This is a genomic window from Waterburya sp. (genome assembly GCF_058530065.1).
The window spans coordinates 1-11,594 of record NZ_JBZNBU010000222.1; the positions used below are offsets into that span (position 1 = coordinate 1).

The 11,594-nt window shown below is 39.5% G+C and carries 9 protein-coding genes; 6 read left to right on the top strand and 3 right to left on the bottom strand.

All coding sequences use genetic code 11. From position 1 onward, the window contains the following. Window positions 1-103: 103 nt before the first annotated feature. Window positions 104-1,402, bottom strand: a complete 1,299-nt coding sequence (purB, locus tag AC33VI_RS13640) for an adenylosuccinate lyase (RefSeq protein ID WP_491782824.1) — start codon at window positions 1,400-1,402, stop codon at window positions 104-106. A gap of 178 nt (window positions 1,403-1,580) precedes the next feature. On the opposite strand from purB, the gene AC33VI_RS13645 reads away from it, so the two are divergent. From AC33VI_RS13645 to aroH, 3 genes are all read left to right on the top strand, one after another. After that, complete coding sequence (locus AC33VI_RS13645; RefSeq protein ID WP_491782817.1) at window positions 1,581-3,041, top strand: M16 family metallopeptidase; 1,461 nt, start codon at window positions 1,581-1,583, stop codon at window positions 3,039-3,041. A 134-nt stretch (window positions 3,042-3,175) separates the two neighbouring features. Further along, window positions 3,176-4,000, top strand: coding sequence for a signal peptide peptidase SppA (gene sppA, locus AC33VI_RS13650; RefSeq protein WP_491782818.1), 825 nt, complete (start codon window positions 3,176-3,178; stop codon window positions 3,998-4,000). Window positions 4,001-4,101: 101 nt separating this feature from the next. Further along, complete coding sequence (aroH, locus tag AC33VI_RS13655; protein ID WP_491782825.1) at window positions 4,102-4,485, top strand: chorismate mutase; 384 nt, start codon at window positions 4,102-4,104, stop codon at window positions 4,483-4,485. On the opposite strand, the gene AC33VI_RS13660 is transcribed toward aroH, so the two are convergent. Further along, window positions 4,482-5,417 carry a pentapeptide repeat-containing protein gene (locus tag AC33VI_RS13660; protein ID WP_491782819.1) on the bottom strand — a complete coding sequence of 312 codons (936 nt, stop codon included), beginning with the start codon at window positions 5,415-5,417 and terminating at the stop codon, window positions 4,482-4,484. The genes aroH and AC33VI_RS13660 overlap by 4 nt on opposite strands. A 214-nt stretch (window positions 5,418-5,631) precedes the next feature. Here AC33VI_RS13660 and AC33VI_RS13665 point away from each other — a divergent pair, with 214 nt between their 5' ends. Beyond that, window positions 5,632-7,104, top strand: coding sequence for a leucyl aminopeptidase (locus AC33VI_RS13665; RefSeq protein WP_491782820.1), 1,473 nt, complete (start codon window positions 5,632-5,634; stop codon window positions 7,102-7,104). 203 nt (window positions 7,105-7,307) lie between these two features. Further along, a complete protein-coding gene (locus AC33VI_RS13670; RefSeq protein ID WP_491782821.1) occupies window positions 7,308-8,966 on the top strand; it encodes an iron uptake porin in 1,659 nt (552 codons plus the stop codon). Between the two features lie 258 nt (window positions 8,967-9,224). On the opposite strand, the gene AC33VI_RS13675 is transcribed toward AC33VI_RS13670, so the two are convergent. Next, window positions 9,225-9,941, bottom strand: coding sequence for a biliverdin-producing heme oxygenase (locus AC33VI_RS13675; RefSeq protein WP_491782822.1), 717 nt, complete (start codon window positions 9,939-9,941; stop codon window positions 9,225-9,227). Between the two features lie 489 nt (window positions 9,942-10,430). On the opposite strand from AC33VI_RS13675, the gene AC33VI_RS13680 reads away from it, so the two are divergent. After that, window positions 10,431-11,594: prolyl oligopeptidase family protein (locus AC33VI_RS13680; RefSeq protein ID WP_491782823.1), on the top strand; the 1,164-nt coding region annotated here is incomplete at its 3' end.

Sequence of the window (11,594 nt, forward strand, 5' to 3'; positions counted from 1 at the left end):
CAGCATTATGTATAAAGGTTAGGATGTTGATTTCTTTACTCACTACTCGTACGGACGTTCCATGGAACGTCTCTACACTACTCACTACCTGCTACCTACTTACCTAAATTCCTAGTCGTTGATATACCTCGTCGAGATTCTTCAAATGATGGTTAGGATCGAAACAAGCATCGATTTCTTCAGGAGATAAGGTTTTGGTCACCACTTCATCTTGAGAAATCAACCTGCGGAAGTCTCCATCGATCTTGTTCCACGCACTCATAGCGCATCCTTGAACTACGCGATAGGCTTCTTCGCGACTCATGCCTTTTTCTACTAGAGTTAATAGAACTCTCTGGCTAAAGATTACTCCACCATAGACATTCATGTTGCGTTTCATGTTTTCAGGATATACCAGCAAGTTTTTCACCAAGCCAGTGATTTCTTTCAACATAAAGTGAGTCAAAATACAGCTATCGGGCAAAATAATCCGTTCTACGGAACTATGAGATATATCTCGCTCGTGCCATAGAGCAACGTTTTCTAAGGCTGCTACGGCATTACCGCGAATGATTCTTGCCATTCCTGTCAATCTTTCCGAACGAATGGGATTGCGCTTGTGAGGCATTGCGGAAGAACCTTTCTGCTTTTTAGAGAAGAATTCTTCTACTTCCAAAACATCCGTACGTTGAAGATTGCGAATTTCTACTGCAAAACGTTCGATAGATGCTGTCAACAAAGCCAACTGCTGTACGTATTCTGCATGGCGATCGCGAGAAATTACTTGAGTCGAAGCACAGTCGGGTTCTAAACCGAGTTTCTGGCAGGATATCGCTTCTACTTTCGGATCGACATTAGCATAAGTACCCACTGCCCCAGATATCTTACCGACAGCGATTTCTTTACGGAGTCTAACCAAGCGATCGCGATTGCGCAATACTTCAGCCAACCAACCAGCTAGTTTAAAACCAAAGGTAATTGGTTCGGCATGAATGCCGTGAGATCTGCCTACCATAATGGTGTTGCGATGTTGTTGGGCTTGATAGCGAATTGCTTGAATTAATTCTTCTAGACGTTCCAGGATTAAATTAAGACTAGCAACCATTTGTAAGGCAATACCAGTATCCAAGACATCGGAACTAGTTAGCCCCAAATGAATGTATCTACCCGCATCCCCCACATATTCATTAACATTAGTCAAAAAAGCAATTACATCGTGACGAACTTCTGCTTCGATTTCTAAGACTCGTTGAGGATCGAAATTAGCTTTTGCTTTGATTTCATCCACAGCTTCTTGAGGAATATATCCCAATTCTGCTTGTGCTTCGCAGACTGCTATTTCTACTTGCAGCCAGGTTTTGAGTTTATAATTGTCAGTCCAAATTTCGCCCATTTCGGGCAGCGTATAACGTTCGATCGCCATCTGTGTCAAAGGATACAACCGTCAATTATACAATTACATCTTTCAATTCTTAACATTTATCTGTTGTTCTGAGACTTATCCTTTTTCCCCGGTTAAATGTTGCTTAATTTTGTCTTGAGGAATCAGCTTTAACTACTGAATGGATAGAATAGTAAAGTTTCTCTAAAAATCAATATAAATGAGTAAAAAACTATTTTCTTGGTTGAGTTTAGTCATATTTACAGTTTTATTATCATTTACGGTTCGGTTGCCAGCAATCGCCGATACTCCCAAACATTATACAGAGTTAGAATTTCCGCCTATTCCTGAAGTTCAGTTTCCCGAATACGATCGCTATGAATTAGACAATGGCATGGTGGTTTATTTACTAGAAGATCGAGACTTGCCTTTAATTGGCGGTACGGCTCTAATTAGGACTGGTTCGCGTTTTGAGCCGAGTAATAAAGTCGGTTTGGCACGACTAACGGGAAGTGTCATGCGTAGTGGGGGAACGGAAAATCATCCCGCAGCCGAATTAAATTCTATCCTCGAACAAAAAGCTGCCAGCGTCGAAACAAATATAGGTACTACTTCGGGAAGTGCCAGTTTTAATACCTTAACCGAAGATTTCGATACAGTATTTCCTCTCTTTACGGAAGTTCTGCGCCAGCCAGCTTTTGCTCCCGAAAAATTGGCGATCGCCAAAAGACAACAACAGGGTGCGATCGCCCGTCGGAATGATAATCCAGACGATATCGCCAGTCGAGAATTCGATAAAGTTATTTATGGCGAAACTAGTCCTTATGCCCGCACTATTGAATACGAAACTTTAGATAATATTTCCCGTGAAGATACGATCGACTTTTATCGTACTTACGTACGACCTGAAAACATAATTTTGGGTATTGTGGGAGATTTTAATGCCGATGAAATGATCCAACGAGTGCAAGATAGCCTGGGAGATTGGCAAGTAGATAGTCCAGCACCAGCATTAACAGCACCCGCTGCCAGTCAAAAAAACCTCCAAGGACTATTTGTCGTAGATCGCCCCCAACTCACCCAAAGCAGCATTCTTTTAGGTCATATTGGAGGACAGTTTGACAATCCCGACTATGCCACTATGAGCGTTTTAAATGGAGTTTTAAACGGTTTTGGCGGTAGGCTATTTAACGAAGTGCGATCGCGTCAAGGATTGGCTTATAGCGTCTATGGTGCTTGGAGTCCTAGTTTCGATTTTGACGGTTTATTTATTGCAGGAGGACAAACTCAGACTGATAATACTGTCCCCTTTATTCAATCGGTAATTTCAGAAATCAAAAAACTGCGTACCGAACCAGTTAGCGATCGAGAATTAGATAATGCCAAAGAATCTATTCTCAATTCTTTTGTGTTCAATTTTCAAAGTCCCAGTCAAAGCCTCTCTCGCTTGATGCGCTATGAATATTTTGATTATCCAGAAGATTTTATTTTTGAATATCAAAAGCAAGTTCAAAATACTACCCAGGAAGATCTGCTCGATGCTGCTCGTCAATACATTCAACCAGATAAATTAGTGACCTTAGTAGTGGGCAATAAAGAAGCGATGAATCCACCCCTAAGTAACCTGACCACAAATATTAGTTTACTGGATGTTTCTATTACCCAATTGGGAAAAAGTTGATTAAATAGTTACTTTGAGCCGATCTAGATCTATTGGAGATCTAGATCGGTTAAAATTCAAAATGAGTTAACTTACAGAAGATCGATTATCGATTCTCTTGATTAACCTTTAACTAAAATACTCAATACTACTTAATGATTTGGCCGTTTAACAAGAAAAAGAAACAAATTGCGCGAATTGAAATTACTGGTGCGATCGCTTCAGAAACTCGCAAGCAAGTCCTCAAAGCTTTTAAAACTATCGAAGACAAGAAATTCCCCGCTTTATTATTGCGGATCGATTCTCCTGGGGGAACAGTAGCCGATTCTCACGAGATATTTACCGCCCTTCAAAGGTTGCAGTCAGATAAAGATGTTAAGGTAGTCGCCAGTTTTGGTAATATATCCGCTTCGGGAGGAGTTTATATTGGTGTAGGAGCAAAACATATCGTATCCAACCCAGGGACGATTACAGGCAGTATTGGGGTGATTTTGCGGGGTAACAATCTAGAACGCTTGTTAGATAAAGTTGGGGTATCTTTTAAAGTAATTAAATCGGGCCCTTATAAAGATATTTTGGCATTTGATCGCGAGACGACTAAAGAAGAAGAAGATATCCTCCAACAGTTAATTGACGTGAGTTACAGCCAATTTGTAGCTACTGTCGCTCAGGGTAGAGGTTTAGAAGAAGATGCGGTTAGAACTTTCGCCGACGGTCGAGTATTTACGGGAGAACAAGCTCTAGAATTAGGTCTAGTAGACCGTTTGGGTACGGAAGAAGATGCTCGACGTTGGGCGGCAGAATTAGCAGGATTAGACCCCGACAAAACCGAATGTTTTAATATCGAAGAACCCAAACCATTTATCAATCGCTTAATTCCAGGTAGAAGCCAAACCAAAACTGGCATCGGTATGGCGATCGATTCTTTACAATTCGAGCTAGCAACCAATGGTCTACCTCTCTGGTTATATCGCCCCTAGACAGAGAGAACTGTCATCCATATCGTTGTTAATTGTTAATTGTTCGTTGATAATGATGTGGTGTTGAATATAATCAAAAATTCAAATTAGGGGAGCAGAAAATAGTGGAATGGAAAGTACGAGGCATTCGCGGAGCAACGACTGTGAAAGAAAATACAGCTTTGGCGATCGCAGATGCCGTAAACGAACTACTAACAGAAATTGAAACCTGCAATCAATTTCATCCCAGCGATATCGTTTGCGTCTTTTTTACCACTACTGCCGATCTCGATATGATGTTTCCAGCAGCAGCAGCACGTCAACGTCCTGGTTGGAATCACGTACCCCTAATCGATCTTCAACAAATGCAGGTTAGGGGCAGTTTAGAACGTTGTATTAGAGTTCTCATTCAAATTAATACTCAAACACCCCAATCTAAAATTACCCATCGTTATTTGCGCCAAGCACAAGCTTTACGACCAGATTTAGATGCGGTTAACAGTTAAATAATTAGTTTCATTCCCCAATCATGAGGATTGAAATCTGGATCGAAAGAAGTTTCAGAATCATAGGAAGCTCCCTGAAAATTTGCTCCCTGAACTTTAACTTGTTTGAGATTTGCACCTGAAAAACAAGCATTAACAAAATAACCATCTCGAAGATCGGCCGCGATGAGATTAGCCTGTTTGAAGTTAGAACCCTCTATATGAGCGTCAGTAAAATTTACCCCATTTAAACAAGCAGATTCAAAATCTACTTCTTTCAAAATAGCTTTTTCTAAGTTTGCTTGTCTTAAGTTTGCTTCTCTCAAAGAAGAATTGCTCAAATTAGCCTGTTTTAATTCTGCTTCAATTAAGATTGAGTTATTGAGATTAACTCCTTTAAGAGTTACATGGTTGAGCCTAATTTTTCTCAACTGCGATCGCTGAAAATCAGTTTCTCCTCGAATATAGTTTTTTAATAATTCATAGGGAGTGGTAAACAAGCCCGTATCTTCGACAATTTTTTTCCGATTAGTAGCTAATAGATTGATGACAAAAAAATCAACGGTTTCTTTTTTAATCAAACCTTTTTGAACTGCTAAGTGATGAAATCTAACTTTTTTATCGCTTTGGTTTCGTTCTTCCAAGATCTGATTAATTTGAGTTTCATCGAGTAGTGCTGCTTGCCGAAAATAATAAACTAAAGGCTTTTTCTGTTCTTGTTCTAGTAATTCATACCATTGTTCCACAAAAAAATCTGCGGTTTGCTGCTTGATCCAACCGTTGGCAGCAAAAATTTCACCAATTTTAGTCCCAGGGTTGTTGATTATTTGATCTCGCAAAGCAAGTTCAATTTGTTGGGCTGAAATTAAGCCAGCTTCGCTTAAAAGCTGTCCTAATGGCTTCTTTTCAGTAGGCGTTGAAGCTAAAGAATTATGAGATGGGGAATGGTTCATAATTTTTTATAAAATAGCCCAATTTAAGATCTATATCTGATGTAAATATCGATACAATAACTCCATCAATTCTAATCTTCATTAATTACAGCCAACAACAGTAGAAACACTTTAATTTGTCCGAACAATCAAGATTCGCTTGTAGACTCGATCGCTATATAGATAAACTGAAATACGAGCGTTTCATATATTTTTAAGGACGAATTAAACAAGGATGCAAACTTTAGCAACTACAACAGCGTTATTAGATTGGACTGGCGATCTGCTCGCCTTGGGTATCTTAGAAGGAGAAACCGAATTATCGGGAGATTTGGCTAAATTAGACGAGCAACTTTCAGGAACTATCTCTGACCTAATAGCAGAGGAAGAATTTGAAGGAAAATCTGGCAGTAGTGTTGTAAGCCGTGTTGGAGGGAAAAATCCTCTCCGCAAGATTGCTTTGGTTGGTTTGGGGAAAGCAGAAGATTTAAAATTGGATAGTTGGCGCAGTGCAGCAGCAGCGATCGCTCGCTTGGCAAGTAAAGAAAAAACTCTTGGGGTTAGTTTGCCCACAGGTTCGGAATCCCCTTCGGCGATCGCTCAAATTGTCACCGAAGCGATAATATTAGCTCTCCATCAAGATAATCGTTTTAAGTCCGAACCAGAAGAAAAAGAACCCAAACTAGAAACTATTGAATTAATTGGTTTAGCTGGAGAAGAAGCAGCTATTAACAAAGGAGAAATTGTCGCCAATGGAGTAATCCTAGCAAGAGAATTAGTCAACGCTCCAGCAAACGAAGTTACTCCCGTTACCATGGCAGAAACAGCCCAAAAATTGGCTGCCGACTATGGTTTAGAAATTAAAATTCTCGAACGAGAAGAATGCGAACAATTCGAGCAAGGCATGGGAGCATATTTAGGAGTGGGGCAAGCTTCCGATCTTCCTCCTAAGTTTATTCACCTTACCTACAAACCTCAAGGCTCTCCCAAACGTAAGGTGGCGATCGTTGGTAAAAGTTTGACCTTTGATTCTGGCGGATTGAATCTCAAGCCCAGCGGTAGCGGTATCGAAACCATGAAAATGGATATGGGAGGTGGTGCTGCCACTTTGGGCGCGGCACAAGCGATCGCTCAATTAAAACCCGATGTCGAAGTTCACTTTATCTGTGCTGCTACAGAAAATATGATTAGCGGTAAAGCCATGCACCCAGGAGACATTCTCAAAGCTGCTAACGGTAAAACTATTGAAGTCAATAATACCGATGCCGAAGGACGTTTAACTCTAGCCGATGCCTTGATTTATGCCGAAACTCTAGAAGTAGATGCGATCGTCGATTTGGCTACTTTAACTGGTGCTTGTATTGTGGCTCTAGGTAACGATATTGCAGGACTTTGGAGTACTGACGAAGATTTAGCCGCAGAAATGAAAACTGCCGCAGAAATGGCAGGGGAAAAATTCTGGCAGCTACCTATGGAAGATAAATATTTTGAAGGGTTAAAGTCACAGATTGCTGACATGAAAAATACTGGGCCTCGTGCTGGCGGTTCGATTACTGCTGCTCTATTTCTCAAGCAATTTATCAAAGATACTCCTTGGATGCACTTAGATGTTGCTGGTCCTGTTTGGGCAGATGCGCCTAGTGGAGTTAATAATAAAGGTGCAACTGGTTTCCCTGTCAGAACCCTAGTCAATTGGGTTTTTAGCTAGAGGGGAATAGGACAGCGATCGATGTTGTTAATAGTTCTTACTTAAGTATTGACAATCACATTTTATCTTGAGATGATAAGCAAACTGTATCGTAAAATACAATAAAAACAAGATATCGTTGTTAGATTCTGTATTGGCATAAAAAAACTGGGAACTATATTCTTAGTTTTGGATATGTTCAAAATTTTTAAGGTGTGAGGAAAATGTCAAAATTAATACGCAATCTACTGTTGGCTGCTCCAGCAGTAGCTGGTTTGGTAATTGGTTCTCAATTATCTGCTTCGGCTCAAGCAATTTCAGGTACGAGCGACAGTAGCGAACTGCTAAATCAAATTAACAATTACAGTCAAGAAGGTCTTGGCAAATCTCGCAATCAGGTAACCAACGTCAACCAATTGCGAGATGTATCTCCTACAGACTGGGCTTATGAAGCATTACGCTCTCTAGTAGATCGTTATGGTTGTATCTCTGGTTTTCCCAATCAAACTTATCGCGGTAACCAACCCCTTTCCCGTTATGAGTTTGCTGCTGGTTTGAACTCTTGTTTGAATCAAATCGAACGTTTAATTGCTTCTACAGCGAGTGACGTAGGAGCAGAAGATATTGAAACTTTAACCCGCTTGTCTCAAGAATTTGAAGCAGAGCTAAGTACTATTGGCGGTCGGGTAGACGAAATCGAAAGTCGCACTGCGGTTTTAGAAGACAGTCAATTTTCTACTACAACTAAACTGGAAGGGGAAGCTGTATTTGGTCTTAGTGGTGAATTTGGCAGTTCCGATTTCAATGAAATCGTCTTCCAAGATCGAGTACGTTTGGCTTTCGTCTCTAGCTTCTTTGGCGAAGATGCTTTGTACACTCGTCTTGATGCTGGAAATGCCACAGCAGGATTTCAGACTACTATAGAAGAGAATAATGCAGAAGTTGCAGTACCTTTAGAAACTGGTGCCTTAACTTATAACTTCGATAACGGTAATAACGTGGAAATTGGCTGGTTAGCTTATTATTTTCCAATTGGTGACAAAATCGACGTTTATTTACCCGCTGCGTTCCCTCTCTGGGTTGATTTCGCCCCTTCCCTAAGTCCCTATCTAGACTCTTTCACTGGTGCAACTGGTTCTCTTTCTAGCTTTGCTGAATCTAGTCCCATTTATAAAATTGGTCTAGGTGCTGGTGGTGGTGTAGGATTTAACTTCAATCCTACCGAGTCTATTACAGTCAGTGCTGGTTATTTCGGTGGAGATTCTTTTAATCCAGTTGGTGTCGAAGATGGTGGTTTATTTAATGAAGAATATTCGGCTTTAGGTCAAGTTGCTCTAAGTTTGTTAGATGATAAGCTTCAAGTAGCTGCTACATACGTTCACGGTAGTTTTGGTAATGTCCGCAATAGTGACGGAGATGCTACTAATGGTATCTTCGATTTAGGAGTAGGAACTGCTGATGCAACTGCTCCTTTTGGTGGTGATGCTCAATTAAGTACTAATTCTTATGGTGTTGAAGCTGCTTTACAATTAAACGATTTTGTTGCGTTCAACGCTTTTGGTATGTTCACTGATGCTATAACCAGAGATGGTAGTGATGATGCCGAAATTTGGTCTTATGGTGCTGGTTTATCTTTTCCTGACTTGGGTAAAGAAGGTAACTTAGGCGCACTCTTCGTTGGTGCAGAACCCTATTTGGCATCCAGATCTACTGATAATTTGAGTGAAGATATTCCCATTCACATTGAAGGATTATACAAATATCAGTTCAACGACAACATCTCCATCACTCCTGGTGTAATCTATATCATCAATCCCAATGGTGGAGAACAAGAAGAAGAAGATGCTATTGTAGGAGTTCTTAGAACTACTTTCAGTTTCTAAAAAGGAAACTCTAAAATTTAATCTAAATTACTATTCAACCGCAGTTATTTATATATTTATAACTGTGGTTCTTTTTATCTTTTTATTAGGTTAATTAGGTAAGCAAAATTAATTATCAAAAAAAATGCAACAAGCAACCCCAAGAGATAGATAACGATAGAGCCAGATTTTTCGCTCCAGCTTAACCGTAACCCAGCTTTTGGGGTTGTGCTTATGTATATAAATTTTAATTATTTGAACGGAATGGGTTGGAGAAAACTATTCCGCAGTAGCTAATTCTGTGCTACCACGAGTACGACGGCGAGTTAAAGTGTTAAATAGCATTACGCCAATCGCTTTAACTAAGTTACCTTCCAATTCTTGGAACAATTTCATGTTCATACCAAAAGCATCGTTTGCTTCTGCAACAATTCTTTCAGCAGTAGCTTGATCTACAGCCAAGTCGTTCATTGCTTGACGATACTTATCTTTAAAAACTTTTTCATCGGAGATATCTTCAAACTCGTAAAAAGCAGTACCTTCTCCATCGCTTAGATTCATTGCTCTTTGAGAAATTTTTTTGAGGATTTGTCCTCCAGATAAATCTCCTAAATAGCGAGTATAGCAGTGAGCTACTAATAATTCGGGGTTAGATTGGGCAATTTCGCGGATGCGAGCTACATAAGCTTTTCCTGCTTTGGTGTTTTGAGCTTCTTCGCGCCAGTTAGCACCATAGTAGAAGTATAAATCTTCTTCTAAGCTGTGTTTGCGGTTTAATTCGGGAAAATAGATGGGAGCAACTAGAGGATGATCTTTGAGTCGTTCCATTTCTTCTTCCATTGCGGAATAGACAAAGTAAAGACTGGTAACCAGTTTGCGATAGGATTTTTTTTCAACGACTCCTTTAAGAAAACATTTTACAAAACCAACATTTTCTGCCATTGTGTGAGACTTCTTAGTCCCTTCACGCAACATTGTGGCTAAATTAACGCTCATACTAAAATTTCCTGCTTTTTATGATTAACTTGTCGATCTACTATTTATGATTAAAGATCTAAAAATCTACCTAGTCTAATAACCTAAACTGAATTAATGAGAATTGTTATTAAGAATTCTTACATAATAAGATAGTCGGAAAATATGGCGATGTCATCCAGAAATAGCCCTACAAGTCAAGACAATTTTAATAAAGCTTGATAATATATTCGATTACTGCGTCCGAGGGGAAAATTAAGCTTAAAGCTAGTTAGGGAAATTAAATCTAAGCTTCTGATTTTCTAAATTTTAAGTCATTGGCTCGATTTAAGTTGGCTTTCATAACAAATTGTGATGAGGGAAAAAGAAAATAATTGTTACATTTGATTTGGGCTATCTTTAAAGATCTTAATAAAAAAATCTTTGCGATCGGTTCTCACAAATCCCTTGTCGAACTGACGTTATTAAATTGCTATGCTTAAGACTAAAAGTCATTAACAATTATAAGTCGTGCCAGTTTTTGATTCTAATCTCAATTATCCCCCCAGTCGTCAAGCAGAACAAACCGATAACTATCACGGAATAGTAGTAAAAGATCCCTATCGTTGGTTGGAAGATCCTAGTTCTACAGAAACTCAAAACTGGATTGCAGCCCAAAACAAAGTAACTCAAGGTTATTTGACAACTATTGAAGCCAGAGAAAAAATTAAGCAGCGTTTGACAAACCTTTGGGATTATGAAAAATATGGCAGTCCTTTCAAACGAGGAGATAAATATTTTTATTTTAAAAATGATGGCTTGCAGAATCAGAGTGTTTTGTATGTCCTCGATTCTTTAGATGGCGAAGCAAAAGTATTATTAGATCCTAATAGTCTTTCGGAAGACGGTACGGTAGCTTTATCTGGATTATCTATTAGCGATGATGGTAAATGGTTGGCTTATGGTTTGTCTGTTGCAGGTTCGGATTGGGTTGAATATAAAGTTAGAGATATTGAAACGGGAGAAGATCGAGCAGATTGCTTGAAGTGGGTTAAATTTTCTGGGGCAGCTTGGACAAAAGACAATCAGGGTTTTTTCTACAGTCGTTACGACGAACCCAACCAGGAGACTAAACTAGAAGACGTTAACTATTATCAAAAGCTTTACTATCACCGTCTGGGTACGACTCAAGCAGAAGATATTTTAATTTATCATCGTCCCGATCAAAAAGAATGGGGCTTTAATGGAGGAGTTACAGAAGATGGTAAGTATCTAATTATTAGCGTTTGGTTGGGTACGGATAGCAAGAACTTATTGTTTTATCAAAACCTAGAACAGCCCGATAGCGAGGTGATTGAATTAATCTCTGAGTTTGAAGCAAGTTATGGAGTTATCGATAATGATGGCGATACTCTTTGGGTACAAACGGATTTCGATGCGCCGAAAGGAAAAGTAATTGCGATTGACTTAAACAATCCAGTTCAAGAAAATTGGCGTGAAATAATTCCCGAAGCCACAGAAACTTTAGAAAGTGTCGGAATTTTAAACAATCAGTTTGTTGCTGACTACCTCAAAGACGCGCGATCGCAAGTTAAGATCTTTAATCTAGATGGTAGTTTCGCTCGGGAAGTAGAATTACCAGGAATTGGATCTGTAGGAGGTTTTGGGGGCAAAAGAGAAGATACTGAAACTTTC

Coding starts and splice junctions, on each gene's coding strand:
- sppA (WP_491782818.1), top strand. CDS start 3,176: ATGATTTGGCCGTTTAACAAGAAAAAGAAACAAATTGCGCGAATTGAA.
- AC33VI_RS13675 (WP_491782822.1), bottom strand. CDS start 9,941: ATGAGCGTTAATTTAGCCACAATGTTGCGTGAAGGGACTAAGAAGTCT.
- AC33VI_RS13670 (WP_491782821.1), top strand. CDS start 7,308: ATGTCAAAATTAATACGCAATCTACTGTTGGCTGCTCCAGCAGTAGCT.
- AC33VI_RS13645 (WP_491782817.1), top strand. CDS start 1,581: ATGAGTAAAAAACTATTTTCTTGGTTGAGTTTAGTCATATTTACAGTT.
- purB (WP_491782824.1), bottom strand. CDS start 1,402: ATGGCGATCGAACGTTATACGCTGCCCGAAATGGGCGAAATTTGGACT.
- AC33VI_RS13660 (WP_491782819.1), bottom strand. CDS start 5,417: ATGAACCATTCCCCATCTCATAATTCTTTAGCTTCAACGCCTACTGAA.
- AC33VI_RS13665 (WP_491782820.1), top strand. CDS start 5,632: ATGCAAACTTTAGCAACTACAACAGCGTTATTAGATTGGACTGGCGAT.